Consider the following 20,052-nt stretch of genomic DNA (forward strand, 5'->3'; position numbering starts at 1 on the left):
CTCACTTCTTCATGGGATCGTCAAAGCGATATCCCAATCCATACACCGTTTTGATATATTCCGGTTGCTTCGGGTCTACCTCTATTTTTTGGCGAAGATTTTTGATATGCGTATCAATGGTTCGGTCGTATCCTTCGAAATCAAAACCCATGACCTCACGCACGAGCTCCTCCCTGCCCCACGTTCTCCCTGGATAACGGACAAGCGTTGTGAGCAAGCGGTATTCATTTGGCGTAACCTCCAAAGCGACTCCATTTTTCGTGACTCGCTTCTCATTCATCGATATGGTCAAGTCTCCCACCTCGATGAAATCGGAGAGTGTTGAATAATCGCCTGCACGACGCATGACGGCTCGAACACGCGCTACGAGTTCTCTCGGACTAAAGGGCTTGATTAAATAGTCATCAGCGCCAATCGTAAGCCCGCGAATTCGATCCGCCTCCCCACTTTTCGCCGTGAGCATCAAAATAGGGACACGAGACTCTTTGCGAATTTGGACGCAGACCTCTTCCCCGCTCAGATCAGGTAGCATCAGGTCCAAAATGATACAGGTCAATGAAATCGTCGTGGCCATTTCCACTGCTTCCTTGCCTGTTTGGGCGGTCAGAACATGATAGCCTTCCTTTTGCAGATAGGAGGACAATATTTCTAAGATTTGCGGCTCATCATCGACTAGCAAAATGGTAGACATATGAATCCCCCCTACTCCTCTTGAATTTGATCCTTTCCTTTTTTCCAGAAAAGCAAAAAGACGAGAGCACCTGCCAACAAGGCAAAGAGCAAGCGAAACTTATTTTCACTAAAAGTAATCAGATCATGACCGACGAATGTTTCAAAAACCATCGACGGCACTTTTCCAATTAAGGTAGCTACTAAAAATTGCACGAAGGTGATATTCGTCAAAGCCGCACCTAAATTGATCACACCGGAAGGCATCAACGGATTCAACCGGAGCAAAACGATGGCAAGACATTTGCGAAAACTCGTCGTTCCATTGATGGCATGTACCCATTTGAACGATTTCAGTTTTTCGCGCCGATCTGCTTTTTTGATCGTGTAGCGGTAAAGAAAGAAGGCAATGCAAGCACCAACCACCTCTCCCGTTAAGGAAATCAAGAACCCTTCGTACAAGCCAAACACGACCGCATTCGCACCCGATAAAAAAATGGACGGCAATACACCTGCCACACTAATCACGATGTTCAATACGATACTACCGATAATCCCCAGCATCCCTAAAGAGCGAATCCACTCTGCCAGGGCTTCTACATTCGTTATCCAATCCATCCGTCTGTATGACTCCCCTCTACCACTCTCTCTAGAGTAATCGAAACTTGTGAAGAAATCATGGAAAAAAGCAAAACAGTCGTAGCCTGATCGACTACAACTGTTTGTATGATTTGCTGCACCATTATTCTTCTGAGATCGCGATGTACAAATCTACTTGCGCGTTGTTGGGATCAGCGCAGCGCACTCCGTCATATCGTTCGAAATCTCCGGTAAATGTCCGCTTGTTCCCCGGTTGATGGGACCACTCCCACACCTTCGCCCACGCTTCCATCACAACCTCTACCATCGGGCCTACACGCGTCGTAAATACGGCATAGGTAGAAGCCGGTAGAGTCTTGACCGTGAGCTCAGCAGGAAGCTCACCGTTCTTTTCTACAACGGTTCCTACTAACAAGGCGTACTCGCCTGTCTCGTCACTGTCGTAATCGGAATACACACCCAGAACAACACCCGGCTCTTTTTGATGGGGAGTTTTGAAGGGATGCTCTTCTTGATAATAGCGTTGCCATAGATCCCCAATTTTCGCATTCGGTCCGCATTCCGCCTCATTGGTTGTTCGAATTTGCAAGCCTGCTACACGCATTTCATCCAGTTTGACAATCGTTGGGTTCATCATTAACCACGCTCCTGTAAGAGATTGCTTACATGACTTAGTATAATGACCTTACCTTGACAACTATCTGTCAACGTTTCAACACTCATTCATAAAGTTTTGTCATTCTTTTTACTGTATCCCTCATTCGTTCCCTCACATGCACAGGCTCATGTACAAACAAGGCATCGCCAAAGCTAAGCAGCATGCCGTTTAACCACTCATCGTCTGTCATCATCGTTCGTACTAGCATCGAGCCATCCTGCATGGTCTCTATCGCTTCTGGCGCAAACATATCCCGTACCCTTACATGTACGCTCGAAGAAAATTGGAGGACAAGTGAAATTCGCTCTGACGTATCCCATTCTTCGAGCCATTCCAGCTTATCTGCTTGTTGATACGGGCGTGGCGAAAACTCCTCTGTAAGCACAGACATGTCTGCAATCCGTGACAAGCGAAACAGACGATCCTCCTGGCGCTGTAAACAATAGCCATACACGTACCACACATACCCTTTGATAATCAGTTTTACAGGCTCAATGGTGCGCTCTGTCGCATCGCCTTGCATTTTCGTATAGGTGATCCGCACACGAAGTCTCTTCTCGATGGCTTCCCGCAGCCTGTTTACTTTTTCGGCGATTGCTGGTGTACTGCCCCACGGATTGAAGTCGTAAACAACGGGATGTGCACTTCCTTGCAGAGAGGATGGTGCCGTGATGAGCAACGCTTTTATTTTTTCCAGAAGCTGTCCGATTTGCTTATCATCTGTGGAGGAATGAACGCCTTTTAGCGCAGCGATAACCGCAACCAGCTCGTCCAAGGATAAGTATTGCCGATCGATCGTAAAATTCTCCATGATCTCGTAACCGCCGCTTGCCCCAGGGTACGCTACAATCGGAATTCCGGCTGCGTTAATGGTTTCCAAATCCCGATAGACCGTACGCAAGGATACTTCGAAGTGGTCGGATAGTTCACGAGCGCTCACACGGCGCTTATTCAACAGCATGATAACAATAGCGAGTAGCCGTTCTACCTTCATGATCGCCCCCACTTTTCTTTTGAGTCAACATAGTGGAGGAAAAGAAAAAGCACAGTTCTCTTCGACTCTGACACGCCAGCAGGGGGATTGACTGTTCGTCTCCACTTCAAAAAGGGGACCGTCGAGCCAAAGCCACCCTACGGGCGGAAGATTCTCGAGGAAGAAGTGTTCGACAAGCATGGTCCCCTTTTTGAAGTTCCGACTGGGTAGGCGTTGTCAAGGTCTACGAGCCCTGTGCTTTTTCTTCTCACCAGCTTTGTTGGTTCATCGATACTTTTTAAAAATTTGAAGAGCATTCCGGATCAATGATCATACAAAAAAGGGAATCTGCAGCCTAAACTTGCTGCACATTCCCTTTTTGCCTTGCTTCATTCGAAACTATACGCCCATACGTCTGCGTTGATTGTTTGGTTTTTTGGTGAGCTGGCTTTTCATGCTCTGATTTTGCGCCTTTTGATTCAACGGATTATTGGCTTGTGCTTGCGCTTGTTTTTTCTCCGCCATTTTGCGCTTCATCGCCTCTTGCAGGCTGATCTTCCCAGGCTTTTGCTCAGTGGTTTCTTTTTCGTTTTGGTTTGGCTCCGTCATGCGTAGCAACTCCTCATAGAAATTGGTTATCTTCTATGTATTCTAGTGCAAGACAGGAGGAAGCGCCAGTGGGAATCTACCCGTTATTCGCCCGAAGCTGTGATAATTTTACACCGCTCGCCTGGTACTTCAAAATTTCCTCCAAAAGCTCTGCAAGGTACGCACCTGCCTCAATCGGTAGCGTGCCACCCTTATGAATATTAGAAATAACCGTACGATCTGATTCTACCGTATTGGCATCCGGTTTGTAAATCATGTAAGCACTGAGACTTTCTGCCGTTGCAAGTCCCGGTCTTTCCCCGATCAAGGAGATGACGACCTTGCAATTTACGATGGACGCGACCTGATCTTGAATCCAGACGCGACCTTTGTTAATGAATACTGGCTTTCCTACACTGATGTTTCTCATGGAAAGACCTTGGATTAACGCAGGCAGCAAGTCTGGAATCGTCGCCTCACACGCCGAGGTGCTGAGTCCGTCCGAGATGACGATTTGAACGTCTTTTCCTTTATCCCCATTCTGCTCTAGCCAACGAGCGGATTCATCCGATAACATCCGGCCCGAGTCGAGGTTCATTAAATACTCCTCCATGCTCGTCGCTCTTGAATGGAGAACAGGAAGCTGCAAGCTCTCGATCAGTTCCGGACTGATTGTTTTCATGACCGCATCGCGAGCCGCTGCCTGATCTATGCGAAATTGCAGATAGCTACCCGTCTTCATTCGGGTACCCGCTCTACCGATTCCGATACGAGCTGGCGTTCGCTTCATCGCTTGCTCCAATGCTTCTGGATTGTTGGGGTTCTTTACCCCGCATTGCTTTTGCTCAGGAAAATCAATTACGCCCTGCCCTATTTTGGACAGCTCATCGATTACACGCTGAACCAAGTCGTCCATATTGATCTGTTTCATCTGGCTTACCTCCCCGCTCGCTAGTCAAAAATGGTTAAATCGCCTGCACGCTCTGTCAAACGACCATTTTCCATAATGCCCATTTTCTCCAACCATTTCTCGAATTCCCGGAGAGGTCGCAGTCCCAAGAGCTCGCGGTAGCTGGCGTCATCGTGGTAGCTCGTGTCTTGGTAACTGAGCATGACGTCGTCCCCACCTGGTACGCCCATATAAAAATTCGCCCCTGCCAAGGTTGTCAGCATCCCTGCAATCTCCTGGTCATTCTGATCCGCATACATGTGATTCGTATAAGTCGGAGCGATTCCCATCGGCAAACCATGCAGCTTGCCCATAAACAAGTCCTCCAGATCAGCACGAATCATCTGTCTGCCATCATAAAGTGTTTCTGGTCCGATAAAGCCAGAGACGTTATTGACCATAAACGGCTTCCAGTGACGGCAAAAACCGTACGTACGGGCTTCTAGCGTCTGCATATCGACGCCTTCATGGGAGTCCAGCGACACTTCGGAGCCTTGCCCTGTCTCAAAATACATGACATTTGGTCCCGACGCTGTGCCTTTTCGAAGCATCAAATCCATTGCCTCATCCAAAATCTCCTTGTTCACGCCAAACGCATCATTCGCTCGTTGTGAACCTGCCAGACTTTGGAACATCAGAGAAATGGGCGCTCCGCCGCGAAGAGCCTGCATCTGTGTCGTGATGTGAGCCAGAACGCAGTTTTGCGTAGGAATTTCCCACTTTTGCATGAAATCATGTGTCATTTTCAAGAGCTTGGTAACGCTTTCAACGGAGTCATTATTGGGGTTAATTCCTATGACAGCGTCGCCTGATCCATATGACAAACCTTCCTTCATCGAAGCCAAAATGCCATCGGGATCATCGATTGGGTGGTTCGGCTGGCAACGGAACGCCAGTCTTCCCGGCTCGCCAATCAGTGTGTTGCAGTACGCTTGATGCTTCATTTTTTGTGAAGCCGTGACGAGGTCAATGCTGGACATCAGCTTGGCTGTAGCGGAAATCATCTCACTTGTGAGTCCACGACTAATTCTTGTGAGCTCAGGCATTCCTGTGGAAAACGACAAGATGTACTCCCGTAGCTCCCCTACTGTCCAATTTTTAATCTCATTGTAAATGGAGAGATTGATATCATCATAAATGATCCGTGTCACTTCGTCTTTTTCGTAAGGAATGACTGGATTTTCATATATATCACGAAGTTGCATTTCACTTAATACGACTTTGGCCGCCATCCGCTCCAGTGCGGAATTGGCTGCTAGTTTACTCATGTGATCGCCAGACTTTTCTTCACTCGCTTTAGCCAATACATCACGAACCGATGTAAACTGGTAATGCTGTTTACGTACAACGCAAGCCAATTTCATCTCTAGCTTCACTCACTTTCTTTTCAACTTTCCGTAAACTCTATCTCATGGAACGTAAAAAAGCGCTTCGAAACATAAGACGAAATGCTCGCCTTGGTCCAAGCGCCGTTGCTCTTCCTACGATTCACTTTTTTGCGTTCATTGTTTGCCCGTAAGCACGAACTCCACTGCCGGTAGCAGTTCTTCCTCCATGACGGGTTTGACCAGATAGGCACATATCCCTTTTGCTTTGGCTTGCATGACCATGTCCTTTTGACTGTAAGCAGTCAAGAGAAGGATGGCCGCGTCCGAATGCTCTCGGATAATCCCAGTCGCTGTCAAACCGTCCATAATTGGCATTTTGACATCCATAATAATGAGATGCGGATTCCACTTTTGCGTCAATCGAACGGCCTCTTTGCCGTTTTTTCCTTCAGCTACGACGTTATATCCCTGCTCTTGCAACATCTCGACCAGGTCCATACGCGTTATGGGGTCGTCGTCTATGATGATGACTCGATAATGCTGACGCAATACTCCACCTCCCGATCACCATTGAACGGACGTGCCAACTGCTCATCATTTCCATACGCAACCGACGCCGTTGTCGGTTTATCGCATATTTCTGAATACGTTTATTATATCTATATTTTCAGGCTAATTCCAGCTTAAATCCTGTCCATGAGCGTCAGAGATGGTATTTCCACGAACTATCCGTTTTTCCTAAAACCGCGCCTTTCACGGTACTTTTCCCGCCGAGTCTTGTCTTCGCCTAAAAAAATCAATGTACGATTTTCGGCTGCAGTCATTTTGGGTGAGCGATAAAATGAAAACATAATAATCGAGGGGGAAAAGAATGATAACGGCCGAGATGAAGTCCGAGTATTATCAGGCGTTACTGGATAAAAACTCAGAATATGAAGGTGTCTTTTTTGTTGGAGTCAAGACAACTGGCGTATTCTGTCGCCCGACATGTCCAGCTAGAAAACCTAAGTTTATTAATTGTGAGTTTTTTGATCATGCGAAACAAGCACTTCTAGCCTCATTCCGGCCCTGCCAGCGCTGCCGTCCACTTTCACATCCCAATCATGTTTCAGAGCTTGTCCGTCTGCTAGTTAGCGCTGTAGAAGAAAACCCCGAGCAGCGCTGGACGGAAAAAGATTTTCAAAGATTATCCGTGGACGCTGCAACAGCGCGACGCCAATTCAAAAAACGTTTTGGCATGACGTTCGTCGAATATGCTAGGGCGCGACGTATGGGGATTGCACTGAAAGAAATCAGAGAAGGAAAAGCAATCATTGATGCCCAACTATCCACCGGATACGAGTCCAGCAGTGGGTTTCGAGACGCATTTTCACGAATTATGGGGGCAGCACCTACTCTTCTTGGAGATCATCATGTCTTAAAGGCATCGTGGCTGGATACGCGACTGGGTCCCATGATAGCTATCGCGGATGAAACAGCGCTATATCTACTTGAATTCGTAGATCGCCGCGGCTTGGATCGAGAAGTTGAACGTCTAAGACAAAGAACGAAGTCAGCGATTATCCCTGGTTCTACAGCGCCAATTCGTTCGATTGAACGTGAGTTAATGGAGTATTTTGACGGAGAGTTAACAAAATTTGCAACGCCTTTGTTTATGTGCGGATCGCCTGTTCAAAAAATGGTCTGGGAGCATTTACAAACGATTCCCCCCGGTCAAACTTCATCCTATTCCGAGGTTGCAGCAGCTATTGGGAAACCAAGCGCCTTTCGTGCTGTCGCTCAAGCAAATGGTGCGAATCAGTTAGCGATCGTCATCCCCTGTCACCGTGTCATCAACTCCAATGGTGATTTGGGTGGGTACGGAGGAGGACTTTCACGTAAACGCTGGCTGCTTCATCATGAAAAAGAAACGCCCGCCCCATTTGACTCGGATTCGTGAAAAATCCGGCAAATGGATCATGGATGAATAAGCAAAGGAGTGTACAAATTGAGACCCATACAATCGAATAAATGGGCTGTTTTATCTGTGGTCACGCTTGCTTCGTTCATTACTAACTTAGACGCAACGATTGTGGTTATCGGTCTTCCTGCTATCATGGAAGATTTGCGTATTCCGATCAACATTGGTATGTGGACGATTACCGCGTTCTACATCATGAGCACATTATTTTTGCTTCCAGCTGGGCGTTGGTCGGATATGCTCGGAACCAAGCACATTTTTTTATGGGGGCTCACCTTGTTCACGATTTCCACTGCGCTTTGCGGACTTGCGAACTCAGGCGCAACACTGATCGGTGCACGACTTCTTCAGGGAACTGGTGCGGCAATGGCAATGGCATCAGCAACACCAATCCTCATACGGACATTCCCACCCAATCAGCTCGGAATCGCTCTCGGGATTAACAACATATCATGGGTGACTGGATCACTCATCGGTCCGGTGATCGGAGGCGTCCTTATCGGTGATTTCGGATGGCGATCCATCTTTTTTGTAGCTGTCCCCACTGGAGTCATTGGTTTGATCTCTGGCCTCCTGGTTCTCAAAAACACGCCCCCAATCGAAAAGGGCAAGACTGACTGGCCGGGGATTTTGACCTTTGGACCTGGTTTAGTCGCTCTGCTTGTCGCACTGTCTGAGGGGCAGTCTTGGGGTTGGACATCGGTACCAACAATTAGCCTCTTTGCAACCGCTCTACTTTTATGGATAGCATTCGTACTCATCGAACTACGTGTTCGAAATCCACTTTTTCCTCTAAGCCTTTTCACCTATCGAAACTATTCGATTGGTCTTGGAATCACGATGAGTTATTGCATTGGTTACTTCGCCGTCACCATTCTCCTGATGCTATATCTGCAAGGGGCACATCGTTTAAGCCCTTTGGAAGCGGGATTGTTATTGATCCCATTATCGATTCCCCAACTCTTCACGGCCCCCTTTGGCGGTAAATTTGCCGACCGTTTTGGCCCCGTGCGTATGATTCTGTTAGGATCATTCCTAATAGGCTTAGCCCTTCTGCTACTTGGACAACTTGGTTCTCAGTTATCGAACATGGCTGTGATTATTCCGCTTCTTATCATATCCGCCGCCACTGGTCTGTCCTGGCCTTCGCTCGCAAAAGCAGTCCTATCTGCTGCTCCGCAAGAGCGCGCTGGCTCCGCTTCAGGTATGTTCTGGACCGTCTATGAAATGTGTCGGGCAATAAGTCAAGCTCTTTCATTGGTAGTTGTACAGCTAAGCGTCAAGTCTTCATCCGTCTTGCCGCTATTTTCCGAAACGGGAGCGGGAGAAATCGCTCAATCAAAGAGTGCCTTGATCTATGCAACGAACAACGGTTTCCGATTCTTTGCCATATTCTTCGCTATCGCAATCGTGTTAGGATTTTTTCTCATGAAGCCGCAATCGAAGAAAGATAGCTGGAAGGAGAAGAATATAGTCCGTCAGTCTGGATAAGTTGTGCAAGCTTCCCCACCCGTCAGGTGGCGGGAATCGACACGTTGCTGGCACTCCTTCCTCGCAAAAATGCCCTCGCATACGCAAGGGCATTTTTTTCTTACTGCGCTTTTTCTGTTATTTTTTGACGTAGGTTATCTACGAGCTCGGACATTTTCACTCCGCCCAAAATCTCCTCCATGGCATGCTGCGCACGGGTCAAAATCAACTCTAGCACAAACTGTATATTCGCTCCCACTGGACAATCAGGATTCGGTTGCTCATGGATGTGAAAAAGTTGCCCTTCTTCCACGACATCAACTGCACGGTAAATCTCTAGAAGCGTGATTTGATCCAGTTCCTTGGCGAGAGAAGCGCCGCCAGCTCCGGCACGTACGTTCACGAGCCCAGCCTTCTTCAACAGCCCCAGCACACGTCGGATCACGACCGGATTCGTATTCACACTACCCGCGATCCATTCGGAAGTACAATGCGAATTAGAATCAATGGAAAGCAGTGATAAGATGTGGACCGCAATGGAGAAACGGCTGCTGATTTTCATACGTTGTCACCCTTTCGTTGTAATGATTATAGTTACACCCCATACAAGAAGTCAAGTTAACCATACCGTCACATTTCGTCTCATCGAACTTTTATTCATTCTACTATAATAACTTTGTCAAGTGTCCCCTTAATCTGGAAGGAGTGTTGACTAAAATGATGCTTCCACAAATTGAAGTTACGCCTGCTACAGCCTTACTAGATGTTCCCGTCCACATTACACTTAGCGGGTTTGTCCCGAATCAATTAATCACCCTTCATGCCACTCTGAAAAATGGGTTGCCTGGAGGAGATTTGACTGCATCATCACATGCCATCTTTCAAGCGGACGAAAATGGCTCAGTCGATTTAGTTTCTCAAGCCCCCTTGTTTGGTACTTATGAGGGAATTGATCCGATGGGGCTGTTCTGGTCTATGAATGTCCAGACCATGCGTTTCTATCATGCTTATTCTCTGGACGATTTTCAGTTCACCCCACGCTCCACCGAGATAGAATTAACGGCAGAAGTATGCGATAAACCCGTAGCGAAAGCAGTCGTGAAACGTATTTTTGTCTCCCGCGACGTATCGATACAGAAAGTGACAGACCATGGGCTAGTCGGTCTGTATTTTTCAAAACCCCACACAGAGCAAAAACCCGCCATTGTCGTACTAGGTGGTAGCGAAGGCGGAGTTGGTTCATGCTCCCAATTTGCTGCTTTGTTCGCCTCTCACGGCTATCCAGCGCTAGCACTCGCTTACTTCCAATGCAATGATCTTCCAGACGATATTCGCCAGATCCCGATCGAATATGTTCAACACGCCATTCATTGGCTACAGCAGCAGCCCTCCGTACATCCTGATAAAATTACGTTATTCGGACGTTCCAAAGGAGCAGAATTGGCATTAGTCACAGCATCGATTGATCAAGACGTACATGCTGTTATTGCTTCGAGTCCCAGCTCTACTGTCAATATCGGGACGGATAAGGCATTCGCTGGATCAGACACATTCTCCCCACAATCCTCTTGGTCGTTTCAAGGAGAGCCACTTCCTTTCGTGCCATGGACAGAGGATCAGACAAAAGTCTCGCAGGAGCGACTCGACGCAGGTCTACGTATCGATCATATCCATGCCGAAGCCTGGGCTGCCTGTGATTGGTTAGAAGATGCCGAAATCCCGGTGGAAAAAATCAATGGCCCGATCCTCTTCCTCTCCTCGGATGACGATCACTGGTGGCCAGCAGCAGAGCAATGCGAGCATATGGTGCAACGGCTGAAGGATCATCAGTTTGCTCATTCAGTGGTGCATTTGCGTTATGCGGATACAGGACACGGAATCCGCTTTCCTTACATACCAACTACTCGCATACAGCTCAATGGTGGTACGCCCAAAAACAACGCCTACGCATCCGAGCACTCTTGGCGTGAGGTTCTTCAGTTTTTAGAGCGGACTTTTCCAGGGTAAAAAACAGGGAAAGCCTACTCGCATGACGAAGTAGGCTTTACGATCTATCATTTTAGAAAGGATGTATTGCCCTATGGACTGCCTATTTTGCAAGATTGTAAACGGAGACATTCCGTCTAAAAAAGTGTATGAGGACGAGCATGTACTGGCTTTTCACGACATTAATCCTGTTGCCCCTGTACATGTCCTGATGATTCCGAAAAAGCATATACAATCCGTTCTGGCTATCGAGCCTGAGGACAAGGAGCTGATCGGTCACCTTCATCTGTCGCTGCAAAAAGTAGCAGAAACAATGGGCGTGAACGAGGATGGCTTCCGTATCGTCACCAACATTGGCAAACACGGACAACAAACCGTCTTCCATCTGCACTACCACCTCATCGGAGGCAGACAATTGGAGTGGCAGTTCTAATCACTATCAGCTACTGCTCCCTTTGAGAGGCAATGTGGCGGGCGATACCTTCACCGTGAAACCTTCCATTTTCGATAAAAATGGCGTTTGCGTGTTGGCCCGCCGCAATGACTCCCGCTATATAGAGACCTGGGATGTTCGTCGCCATCGTCTCTGGATGATGCGCCGGAATTCCCGTTTCCTCGTCAATCATAACCCCTAACGAATGAAGGAAAGTACGATCCGGACGGTATCCAATCAATGAAAACACATGATCATTGGCAAGGGTAATGACTTCCTCCCCTGTTTTCACCTTGATAGAACGCTCCTCAATTCTCTCGACTGTTGCACCGAACAGCATGTGGATGCGTCCTTTTTTGATCAGACTCTCAAAAACAGGCCTTGTCCATGCCTTGACCTTGCCGGAGAGCTCCGTTCGGCGGCAAATCACCGTTACTTCTGCTCCTGCCCGCTCCAGCTCCATCGCCGCATCTACGGCAGAGTTGTTACCCCCTACTACCGCTACTTTCAGCCCTGAATACGGATGTGCTTCCTTGTAGAAGGACGAAACCTTCGGCAGCTCCTCGCCTGGTACATCCAGCCGATTTGGATTGTCAAAGTAACCTGTGGCGATCACCAGGTTTTTCGCTTCGTACGTATGTGTGTTGGCGAAACGGTCCGTTGTCGTGATATGAAAGCCAGCTGGCGTCTTCTTCGCTTCCGTCACCGTCTCATATACGTTCACACGCAATTTTTCTCGCGCGGCTACCAGTCGATAGTAATTGAGCGCCTCCTGTCTGGTCGGCTTGTCGTTCGCCGTTGCAAAAGGGACGCCCCCAATCTCCAGTAAATCAGGTGTACTATGAAAAATCATATAGGTCGGGTAGCGATAAATCGAATGGACAAGCGACCCTTTTTCAATAATGATAGGATCAAGTCCAGCTCGCTTGCAGGCAATTGCCGCTGCCAGTCCACAAGGCCCACCGCCTACAATCAGTACGTCTTCCATTTCTCTCCGCCTCGCTTCATTCTCTCTATTCTTATTCCTTCATCATATCATATCGCATTCCCAACAAAAGAGTTCGGGCACCCCGGCAAGGTTTCTACCAAAATCTGACCAATGAAAGAATGGTTCTCTCTCCTTATACTGGATGTATGATGAAAAAACAAAACCTACATATCTGGTTAGTCTCCTTAGCTTTTTTGGTGTACGGTCTCTCTTTTGCCATAGGAGTCCCTGCATCCACAGCATCGACGAATAATTTAAAAGATATCGCAAACAGCTATGCGAAAGAGCAAATACGTTCGCTACATGCGGCAGGTGTCATCGCAGGGGATGAAAACGGGTATTTTCACCCAACTCGCCAGGTGACGCGTGCTGAGTTTGTCGCGATGCTCACACGAACGCTCGGTATTAAACCGGTGGTCAGCAACGTCGCAGCCTATTCGGATGTCCCGAAAAACTCTTGGGCATACGGGTATGTACAAGCTGCTTCTGGGCTTAACATCGCGAATGGCATTAGTCCTACTGCTTTTGCTCCGAAGCGGACGATCTCTCGCGAAGAGGCCGCTGCGTTTCTTGTACGTGCACTAGAACAGAGCATTTCGTCTTCTTACCAGTTGCCCGTGAAGGATGCCAATGCGATTTCGAGCTGGGCACGCGCCTCAGTCAGCCACGCCATGCAGAAAAAATGGCTGGTAGGCTACAATGGCTACTTCCGCCCGACTCAAGCACTTTCGAGAGAAGAAACGGCTGTTATTTTATATCGAATTCAGGAGAATCTGAAGAAGCAAAACGTTACAGCAAAACCGCTTGTCTCTCTCGGATGGCAATATGAATCCACGACAGAGGAGTTCATTGCACAAGTCAAGAAAAGCGGAGTCAACACGCTGTCACCGCGTTGGTACTTCCTGCAAAAAGATGGAACGATCAGTGACATCACGGATGCTTCACTCGTCCAGTGGGCTCATGCGAATGGCAAGCAAGTTTGGCCGCTATTCGGGAATAAATTCGATCCCGAAGCTACCCACACCATGCTGTCCAATCCCACTAAACGAAAAGCAGCCGTGCAAAAGCTTTCTTCATTCATTGATAAGTACCAACTAGATGGGATTAACATCGATTTTGAAGGGTTCTCCCCTGCGGATCGCAACAACTTCACCTTGTTTATCCAGGAGCTCGCCACTGCTCTTCACGCAAAAGGTGCAGTCCTATCTGTAGATATTCCGCCAGATGGTGATTCAGACTGGAGCGATCCTTTTGATTTTGCTAAATTAGCAAAGCATGCAGATTATTTGGTAGTAATGGCCTATGAAGAGAATTGGGTAGGCGGGTCAAAAGCAGGCTCCGTGGCATCCTTGCCTTGGTTTACGAAAGTCATTACCGACCTGCTTGACGAGGTTCCGACCCAAAAGCTGATCGTCGGAATGCCTCTTTACACACGCGACTGGTACCAATCGAATGGGTCTTTGAAATCGACAGATATCAGCATCCCCGAGTCTTACCAGTTGCTCTCTCAATACAGAGCAAAAACTGTGTGGGACGATAAAGTTGGACAATACCGTTCGACGTATCAAAAGCAAGGCGTCACGCACACGATTTGGCTGGAAGAAAGCCGTTCGATTGGGCTGAAAGCTCAGGCTAGTCTGCAATGGCAAATTGGTGGATTGGCGTACTGGTACATTGGTTCTGAATCAACTGATATGTGGACAGCCATTGCCAATTCGATAACCCTTAAACATGCACGTGAAAAACTGTAAGAATCATGAAAAGAAGCGCCCTCTTCCGGCTACAGCCGTGGCAGAGGCGCTTCTTTTTGTTTAAGCTAGGCAATTCTCACTAAGTCCCGGAAGAGCCCGCGCCTCCAGGATGTTTGGGAGCCTCGACGGCTTCGTCCGGCTTAATAAATTTAGTTTCCGACATCGATTATTTAGAGCGGTATAACTGACCGCATGCTGCGTTAATGTCCGATCCGAATTGAGTTCGGACCGTGATGCTGATACCCTTTGACTTCAAGATCCGAACAAACGTTTTTATCCGATTAGGATCAGATTGCCGATAGCTGTCTGGCGTAACATCGGTCGAATTGAATGGAATCAGGTTAACGTGGTAGAGATGTTCCCCAGGTCCCCTTCCCCTTAACAACTCAGCAACTGCTTCCGCATGCGCCGTCGAGTCGTTGACTCCTCGAAGAAGAATATACGCAATATACACCTTTCTCCCGGTATGCTGGATATGACGATCCAATGCCTTCAGCACGTCATGGACTGGGAATCGGTCGTTGATCGGCATCAGCTCGCTTCTCTGATCGTCAAACGGCGAATGCAGCGAGAAGGTTAGATTGACCTGCGGAAACTCCCGTGTCAGCTTGTCGATCCCCGGCAACAGGCCGATGGTGGAAATCGTAATTCGTCGATGTCCTAAACCAAAGAGATGCGGTTCGGTCAAAATCGTCATTGCATCAAAAATATGCGGGTTGGCAAGCGCCTCCCCCATGCCCATGAATGAGACGCTGTCCAAGGCGTGGCCGTTCAAGCGAAAGTGTAACAATTGGTCGGTAATTTCGTCGGCAGTCAGATTTCGTTTCAGGCCGATGGTACCGGTAGCGCAAAACCTACACCCGAATCCGCAGCCGCACTGCGTGGAAATACAATACGATTTCCACCCCCGCTCATAAGTAAGTCGTACGGCCTCCACGCGTTCGTCGCCCGCAATGGTAAACAGCACCTTGCTGACCTGGTTCGACGTGAGTTCCTTTACCGGAACGATGCTGCAGACGTTCGGACCAAGTATCCGGGTCAACTCGTCGCGCAAAAATTTGGGCAGTATAGTCATCCGTTCGTATTCGCCGATGTTTTGCTTGAAAATCGCGTCCATAATCTGAGCATACCGATACTCGGGCTGCTTGAAGTCGGACAATATTCGCCGAATCGTTTCATATTTCGAGGATAGTCTCATGTCTTCTCCTTACCGCCGGAGAAAACGTAAAAAAGCAACCGTCAGTTGGCACTTTGACACGTCATTAACCAACTATACAGAAAAAGCGCATACGTTTGCAGGCGGATCGCTACGTGCACCTATCGATAGATTGGTAAACCTCCGGCAACGGATTTGTTTTTTTGTGAACCGCTTCACCTAACAGGAACCGGTTCACACAATCATCTACAACCTCAATCTCCATCGCTTTCATCCTCCTAGAAATGGTTGATCTCTTTTACGTTCCACAATTGCAAATGAACACGCTCGCAGAAACTGTCAGGTTCGTTACCTTGATCAATGACATGTCGGTAACCGCCTTTATCAAAATAAAAAAGAGCTACAAGAAAGTTACCTTTCTTGTAGCTCAAAAAAATACGGCAAATCCAGCCCGCGTCAGGGAATGAAAAGGGTATATTTTTTGAGTGAAAAGAATAAGGTAACTTTCTTGCCAATGAAGAACAAAACAAACTCTGCTTTATTCTTCAAAAAGTGGCAAAAAATATTACATTATCCTCTTCAACTCCAATCGTTAATTGTCAGAACGATCTTAACATACCCCGCTTATACATTGCAACATTCTAAAATGACAACCAAAAAATCAACTTCCCATTGATTTTCATAAACAATTCAAACACACAAATAATAAAAACAGCTTCAAAGCCATTACCTGAATAGATTTGGAGGAATGATTCGTGTCCGATTTTTTGATGAACCCCGAATTTAAAAAAATAACCGAGGAAGCAATCCAAGGTCTCACTTTTACGAAAAATTTCCGATCAGCAACTGCCGAGGAATGGTATCTTTTTTTGCCAGGCTATCGCGATCCGCAGACAGAAGGGGCTTGTGGCAAAGTTATCATCCATTACGATTTGATGGGAAATCGAGAGGTGTTCATCAATACCACCGTGATTTTCGATGATCCCAAGCTGTATGACCCTACTCTGCACTCGCTAGTCTATGCAGTAGTGGATGAGACAATTAATCGTTTGGTGGGCTATGCCAATACATTACTTTCCGTGCACGCAGGCTCCAATTCCTATTCAGCTGAATACGTCAGTTAGATTCTAGTATCTTTTTCCTGAATATCCATTACTTCTGAACAAACAATAACAGAGGTTGACAGTCCAAAACCAAACGATAGATCAGGAGGCCATTATGCAACGTTTTGCTGCTCATGAATTTTTGGAAACACAAGAAGCACTCCGCTCCAAACACGCCGCGATTGAAATGCACGGATTACTTGCCGAGATGGCGCAAGACCCTCAATTAACGAGTATCATTAACCGACATCAGCAAATGATCATGACCGCATACCAGCAAGGAATTAGCCTATTGCAGGGAAAAGGATTCAACATAGCGCCAGCCCCTATTCAATTGCGTGTAGCCCAACCGACTGCCGTTGGTCTAAATAATCCACAGATGGCTGCGCCCAACCCTCACCCAACCCGCTTGTCTGATATGACAATCGCTACCTTGATGTTGAACTGGCATAAAGCGGGTTCCGCTATCGGAATGCTGTGGGCGGCAGAGTGTGTGGACCCAGGTATCCGACAATATCATGTAAATGGCGCGAATGCATGCCAGCAAATGGCGTATGAAACTTGGCAATACTTGAATGCAAGAGGCTACTACCAAGCTCCGCAGCTTGCCGATCATACGATGAATACGATGATTAACGCCTACCAGCCTCAACAACAAATGCTCCTTTAAGCCACAATAACCGTCCTTGTTTGGACGGTTTTCCATTTGTGCGAAGCATAGCAACCGGGAACGAGAAAAACCTTCCGGATTCTGGAAGGTTTTGTTTTTACATGGTGTCAGCGATCTCGAACGGTCTCGGTATTATTTGACCATCCCCAGCTTTCTATTGGTCGCTCCTCATTACCACTGCCTTTCGTCTCTTGAATATTTGGGATGACTTGTCCTTCTTCGTCGTGCTTCGAATGGTTGTCCTGCAAGTTTTTTGGTAAATCCATGGTTCTCCCCTCCGTTCCTCTTTCCTTCAAGCATGTTTTGTTAATGTGCCCATACAGCGGGAAAGACATTCAAAAGCCTTGCACAGTGCATATGATTAGATAAACAAAAAACTGCCACCTCTCTCGTATCACGTACAAGTAGAAATGGCAGTTTTCTTTTTCACTCTTTGTTTATCCGACTTGTTGGAGCAACTTTCCCCGCAGTTTTGCGAGCATGTCCTCAGTCATTTTGTCCAAGTCATACTCCGCTTTGAAGCCCCACTCTTGCAAGGCAGCCGTAGCATCAATGGAGTTCGGCCAACTGTCCGCGATCGCCTGACGCACAGGGTCGACTTCATAAGAGAGTGTAAACTCAGGAATGTGTTTACGGATCGCTGCTGCTACATCCTCTGGCTCAATGCTCATCGCAGTCACGTTGAACGCATTGCGGTGAATGAGCTTGGATGCATCTGCTTCCATCAGGGAAACAATCGCATTCAGCGCATCCGGCATATACATCATATCCATGTATGTGCCTTTGCCAATGTAGGACGTATACGCTCCGTGTTGGATCGCCTTGTAATAAATGTCTACTGCGTAGTCGGTCGTACCACCACCAGGAGGCGCTACATACGAGATCAGACCTGGGAAGCGTACGCCGCGCGTATCTACCCCGAATTTTTGATAATAGTAATCGCAGAGCAACTCACCGGATACTTTGTTTACGCCATACATGGTCGTAGGGCGTTGGATCGTGTCCTGTGGTGTGTTGTCCTTCGGTGTAGTCGGACCAAATGCACCAATCGAGCTTGGCGTAAAGAATTGGCAGTTCAACTCACGTGCTGCTTCCAGCGCGTTTACCAGCCCACCCATGTTCAGGTTCCATGCCAAGAGAGGCTTTGCTTCAGCTGTTGCAGACAACAGGGCAGCCAAATGCATGATCGTATCCACACCATGTTTCTTCGCCAGCTCAAACATCCGGTTCCCGTCGGTGACATCAAGAACTTCGAATGGACCCGATTGCACAACAGGATCGTCTTCGTTTTTCCGGATATCTGTGGCGATGACTTGATCCGCTCCGTAAATATCGCGTAATTTCATGATGAGCTCGGAACCAATTTGTCCTAACGCCCCGGTTACCAGAATTTTTTTCATTTCAGGATCCCCATTTCTTTCCCGACTTTTTCGTAGATGCTAAGGGCACGATCCAACATTTCTTTGCTATGTGCCGCTGTTGGCATATTCCGTACACGACCGGTTCCTTTTGGTACAGTCGGGAACACAATCGCTTTCGCGTACACGCCCTCTTCATACAGTCGCTTGCTGAACTCCTGGGTTTGCTGTTCGTCTCCGATAATGCATGGAGTGATAGGCGTTTCGCTCTCCCCGATATTGAAGCCGAGTTCTTTCAAGCCTTTTTTGAGGTAATGTCCGTTATCCCACAGCTTGTCATGCAGTTCGGTGCTGTTCATCAAAATATCGATAGCCGCAATGGATGCAGCCACATCCGCTGGAGTCAGCGAAGTCGAGAACAGGAACGGTCTGCTGCGTACTTTGAGCCAGTCGATCAGCTCTTGGCGTCCCGCTACATAACCGCCGACTACCCCAATTGCTTTGGAAAGTGTACCGATTTGGAAGTCGATTTTATCAGACAGGCCAAAATGCTTAACCGTTCCTGCCCCTTTACCGAGAACTCCAGAGCCGTGGGCATCGTCTACATACGTAATCAAGTCATATTGTTCGGCAACCTCTACGATTTCCGGCAGCTTGGCAACATCGCCATCCATCGAAAATACGCCGTCAGTAATGACCATCAGTTTTTTATATTTGCCGGATTCTTTCGCTTCTTTCGCTTTCGCACGCAAGTCATCAATATCGGAGTGGTTCACACGGATAATTTGTGCACGAGACAGGCGGCATCCATCAATAATGGAAGCGTGGTTCAACTCGTCAGAAAGAATCGCATCGTCCTTGTCCATGACAGCAGAGATCGCAGCCATATTGCAGTTAAAACCAGATTGGTAAGCAATCGCGGCTTCCGTGTGCTTGAAGGCAGCGAGCTTTTCTTCCAGCTTCACGTGCAAGTCCAAGGTACCATTAATGGTACGTACAGCCCCTGCCCCTACACCGTATTTGCTCGCTGCTGCAATCGCAGCGTCCACTAGGCGTTGATCAGTAGCCAAGCCCAGATAGTTGTTGGAGGAGAGGTTGATCAGTTCTTTTCCTGCAATCGTAATGACAGGACCGTTCGCACTTTGCAAAGGGTCAATGACGTTGTACAGTCCCTTGCTCTTCAAATCTGTCAGATTTTCATGTAAAAAATGTTCAAGTGTTTTGCTCGCCAACGAGAATCCCTCCATTATTACAGCCATCGATTAGTAAGTTCCACAAAAAACAATTGTTCACACTGTATGGACACATCATTGTGATAAAATTCGCATAAAATCAACTTAATCTACAAACATTTTACCACCATTTACTTAAAACGTCCACATCACAAAGACATATTGTTAACGCTTTCAATC

At 47.6% G+C, this 20,052-nt stretch carries 21 protein-coding genes; 7 read left to right on the plus strand and 14 right to left on the minus strand.

Features of this window, described 5'->3' with window-relative positions; genetic code table 11:
- Nucleotide 1: 1 nt before the first annotated feature.
- The 8 genes from HPY28_RS02180 to HPY28_RS02215 all read right to left on the minus strand — a co-directional run bounded on the left by HPY28_RS02180 (nt 2) and on the right by HPY28_RS02215 (nt 6,314).
- Nucleotides 2-691, minus strand: coding sequence for a response regulator transcription factor (locus tag HPY28_RS02180; protein WP_007727348.1), 690 nt, complete (start codon nt 689-691; stop codon nt 2-4).
- Nucleotides 692-702: 11 nt separating this feature from the next.
- Nucleotides 703-1,287, minus strand: coding sequence for a TVP38/TMEM64 family protein (locus HPY28_RS02185; RefSeq protein ID WP_174230012.1), 585 nt, complete (start codon nt 1,285-1,287; stop codon nt 703-705).
- 124 nt (nt 1,288-1,411) lie between these two features.
- Complete coding sequence (locus tag HPY28_RS02190) at nt 1,412-1,906, minus strand: GyrI-like domain-containing protein (RefSeq protein WP_017248252.1); 495 nt, start codon at nt 1,904-1,906, stop codon at nt 1,412-1,414.
- Nucleotides 1,907-1,988: 82 nt separating this feature from the next.
- On the minus strand, nt 1,989-2,921 hold the full coding sequence (locus HPY28_RS02195; protein WP_017248251.1) for a helix-turn-helix transcriptional regulator: 933 nt from the start codon (nt 2,919-2,921) through the stop codon (nt 1,989-1,991).
- 378 nt (nt 2,922-3,299) lie between these two features.
- Complete coding sequence (locus tag HPY28_RS02200) at nt 3,300-3,509, minus strand: hypothetical protein (protein WP_007727355.1); 210 nt, start codon at nt 3,507-3,509, stop codon at nt 3,300-3,302.
- A 76-nt stretch (nt 3,510-3,585) separates the two neighbouring features.
- Nucleotides 3,586-4,419: an ethanolamine ammonia-lyase subunit EutC gene (gene eutC / locus HPY28_RS02205; RefSeq protein ID WP_017248250.1), complete on the minus strand. Its 834-nt coding sequence runs from the start codon at nt 4,417-4,419 to the stop codon at nt 3,586-3,588.
- Nucleotides 4,420-4,439: 20 nt separating this feature from the next.
- Nucleotides 4,440-5,801: an ethanolamine ammonia-lyase subunit EutB gene (locus HPY28_RS02210; protein ID WP_174230013.1), complete on the minus strand. Its 1,362-nt coding sequence runs from the start codon at nt 5,799-5,801 to the stop codon at nt 4,440-4,442.
- Between the two features lie 138 nt (nt 5,802-5,939).
- On the minus strand, nt 5,940-6,314 hold the full coding sequence (locus HPY28_RS02215) for a response regulator (RefSeq protein ID WP_106833858.1): 375 nt from the start codon (nt 6,312-6,314) through the stop codon (nt 5,940-5,942).
- A gap of 322 nt (nt 6,315-6,636) precedes the next feature.
- Here HPY28_RS02215 and HPY28_RS02220 point away from each other — a divergent pair, with 322 nt between their 5' ends.
- Entirely contained in the window at nt 6,637-7,704 is a 1,068-nt protein-coding gene (locus HPY28_RS02220) for a bifunctional transcriptional activator/DNA repair enzyme AdaA (protein ID WP_174230014.1), read from the plus strand.
- Nucleotides 7,705-7,743: 39 nt separating this feature from the next.
- Entirely contained in the window at nt 7,744-9,216 is a 1,473-nt protein-coding gene (locus HPY28_RS02225; RefSeq protein WP_371813416.1) for a DHA2 family efflux MFS transporter permease subunit, read from the plus strand.
- A gap of 100 nt (nt 9,217-9,316) precedes the next feature.
- On the opposite strand, the gene HPY28_RS02230 is transcribed toward HPY28_RS02225, so the two are convergent.
- The gene (locus HPY28_RS02230) at nt 9,317-9,757 is read right to left on the minus strand and encodes an Rrf2 family transcriptional regulator (RefSeq protein WP_012686286.1); all 441 of its coding nucleotides are present in this window, start codon (nt 9,755-9,757) and stop codon (nt 9,317-9,319) included.
- Between the two features lie 155 nt (nt 9,758-9,912).
- On the opposite strand from HPY28_RS02230, the gene HPY28_RS02235 reads away from it, so the two are divergent.
- Nucleotides 9,913-11,202 carry an acyl-CoA thioesterase/bile acid-CoA:amino acid N-acyltransferase family protein gene (locus HPY28_RS02235; protein WP_173621663.1) on the plus strand — a complete coding sequence of 430 codons (1,290 nt, stop codon included), beginning with the start codon at nt 9,913-9,915 and terminating at the stop codon, nt 11,200-11,202.
- 73 nt (nt 11,203-11,275) lie between these two features.
- Nucleotides 11,276-11,614, plus strand: coding sequence for a histidine triad nucleotide-binding protein (locus tag HPY28_RS02240; RefSeq protein ID WP_007727375.1), 339 nt, complete (start codon nt 11,276-11,278; stop codon nt 11,612-11,614).
- Nucleotides 11,615-11,624: 10 nt separating this feature from the next.
- Here the strand turns inward: HPY28_RS02240 and HPY28_RS02245 are convergent, their stop codons facing one another.
- Nucleotides 11,625-12,602 carry a YpdA family putative bacillithiol disulfide reductase gene (locus HPY28_RS02245; RefSeq protein ID WP_174230016.1) on the minus strand — a complete coding sequence of 326 codons (978 nt, stop codon included), beginning with the start codon at nt 12,600-12,602 and terminating at the stop codon, nt 11,625-11,627.
- Nucleotides 12,603-12,748: 146 nt separating this feature from the next.
- Between HPY28_RS02245 and HPY28_RS02250 the strand changes: the two genes are divergently transcribed.
- A complete protein-coding gene (locus HPY28_RS02250) occupies nt 12,749-14,353 on the plus strand; it encodes a glycosyl hydrolase family 18 protein (RefSeq protein WP_254613045.1) in 1,605 nt (534 codons plus the stop codon).
- A 166-nt stretch (nt 14,354-14,519) separates the two neighbouring features.
- On the opposite strand, the gene HPY28_RS02255 is transcribed toward HPY28_RS02250, so the two are convergent.
- The gene (locus HPY28_RS02255; protein ID WP_174230018.1) at nt 14,520-15,551 is read right to left on the minus strand and encodes a Cfr family 23S rRNA (adenine(2503)-C(8))-methyltransferase; all 1,032 of its coding nucleotides are present in this window, start codon (nt 15,549-15,551) and stop codon (nt 14,520-14,522) included.
- Nucleotides 15,552-16,264: 713 nt separating this feature from the next.
- Between HPY28_RS02255 and HPY28_RS02260 the strand changes: the two genes are divergently transcribed.
- Together HPY28_RS02260 and HPY28_RS02265 are read left to right on the plus strand one after the other, a co-directional pair.
- Nucleotides 16,265-16,633, plus strand: a complete 369-nt coding sequence (locus HPY28_RS02260; RefSeq protein WP_174230019.1) for a hypothetical protein — start codon at nt 16,265-16,267, stop codon at nt 16,631-16,633.
- 94 nt (nt 16,634-16,727) lie between these two features.
- Entirely contained in the window at nt 16,728-17,282 is a 555-nt protein-coding gene (locus HPY28_RS02265) for a spore coat protein (RefSeq protein ID WP_017248240.1), read from the plus strand.
- 107 nt (nt 17,283-17,389) lie between these two features.
- Here HPY28_RS02265 and HPY28_RS02270 read toward each other — a convergent pair whose 3' ends face one another.
- From HPY28_RS02270 to HPY28_RS02280, 3 genes are all read right to left on the minus strand, one after another.
- Nucleotides 17,390-17,548 carry a hypothetical protein gene (locus HPY28_RS02270; protein WP_017248239.1) on the minus strand — a complete coding sequence of 53 codons (159 nt, stop codon included), beginning with the start codon at nt 17,546-17,548 and terminating at the stop codon, nt 17,390-17,392.
- A gap of 171 nt (nt 17,549-17,719) precedes the next feature.
- Nucleotides 17,720-18,682, minus strand: coding sequence for an L-threonine 3-dehydrogenase (locus HPY28_RS02275; RefSeq protein ID WP_007724835.1), 963 nt, complete (start codon nt 18,680-18,682; stop codon nt 17,720-17,722).
- Nucleotides 18,679-19,872 carry a glycine C-acetyltransferase gene (locus HPY28_RS02280; protein ID WP_017248237.1) on the minus strand — a complete coding sequence of 398 codons (1,194 nt, stop codon included), beginning with the start codon at nt 19,870-19,872 and terminating at the stop codon, nt 18,679-18,681. The genes HPY28_RS02275 and HPY28_RS02280 overlap by 4 nt, the downstream gene beginning before the upstream one ends.
- Nucleotides 19,873-20,052 lie beyond the last annotated feature (180 nt).

This window comes from Brevibacillus sp. HB1.2, assembly GCF_013332495.1.
Classification (GTDB): Bacteria; Bacillota; Bacilli; order Brevibacillales; family Brevibacillaceae; genus Brevibacillus; species Brevibacillus porteri.

Bases quoted from the DNA above. Each gene is read 5' to 3' on its own strand.
- HPY28_RS02270 (WP_017248239.1), bottom strand. From the start codon at position 17,548: ATGGATTTACCAAAAAACTTGCAGGACAACCATTCGAAGCACGACGAA.
- HPY28_RS02275 (WP_007724835.1), bottom strand. From the start codon at position 18,682: ATGAAAAAAATTCTGGTAACCGGGGCGTTAGGACAAATTGGTTCCGAG.
- eutC (WP_017248250.1), bottom strand. From the start codon at position 4,419: ATGAAACAGATCAATATGGACGACTTGGTTCAGCGTGTAATCGATGAG.
- HPY28_RS02240 (WP_007727375.1), top strand. From the start codon at position 11,276: ATGGACTGCCTATTTTGCAAGATTGTAAACGGAGACATTCCGTCTAAA.
- HPY28_RS02220 (WP_174230014.1), top strand. From the start codon at position 6,637: ATGATAACGGCCGAGATGAAGTCCGAGTATTATCAGGCGTTACTGGAT.
- HPY28_RS02235 (WP_173621663.1), top strand. From the start codon at position 9,913: ATGATGCTTCCACAAATTGAAGTTACGCCTGCTACAGCCTTACTAGAT.
- HPY28_RS02265 (WP_017248240.1), top strand. From the start codon at position 16,728: ATGCAACGTTTTGCTGCTCATGAATTTTTGGAAACACAAGAAGCACTC.
- HPY28_RS02185 (WP_174230012.1), bottom strand. From the start codon at position 1,287: ATGGATTGGATAACGAATGTAGAAGCCCTGGCAGAGTGGATTCGCTCT.
- HPY28_RS02245 (WP_174230016.1), bottom strand. From the start codon at position 12,602: ATGGAAGACGTACTGATTGTAGGCGGTGGGCCTTGTGGACTGGCAGCG.
- HPY28_RS02250 (WP_254613045.1), top strand. From the start codon at position 12,749: ATGATGAAAAAACAAAACCTACATATCTGGTTAGTCTCCTTAGCTTTT.
- HPY28_RS02230 (WP_012686286.1), bottom strand. From the start codon at position 9,757: ATGAAAATCAGCAGCCGTTTCTCCATTGCGGTCCACATCTTATCACTG.
- HPY28_RS02180 (WP_007727348.1), bottom strand. From the start codon at position 691: ATGTCTACCATTTTGCTAGTCGATGATGAGCCGCAAATCTTAGAAATA.
- HPY28_RS02210 (WP_174230013.1), bottom strand. From the start codon at position 5,801: ATGAAATTGGCTTGCGTTGTACGTAAACAGCATTACCAGTTTACATCG.
- HPY28_RS02200 (WP_007727355.1), bottom strand. From the start codon at position 3,509: ATGACGGAGCCAAACCAAAACGAAAAAGAAACCACTGAGCAAAAGCCT.
- HPY28_RS02190 (WP_017248252.1), bottom strand. From the start codon at position 1,906: ATGATGAACCCAACGATTGTCAAACTGGATGAAATGCGTGTAGCAGGC.
- HPY28_RS02195 (WP_017248251.1), bottom strand. From the start codon at position 2,921: ATGAAGGTAGAACGGCTACTCGCTATTGTTATCATGCTGTTGAATAAG.
- HPY28_RS02255 (WP_174230018.1), bottom strand. From the start codon at position 15,551: ATGAGACTATCCTCGAAATATGAAACGATTCGGCGAATATTGTCCGAC.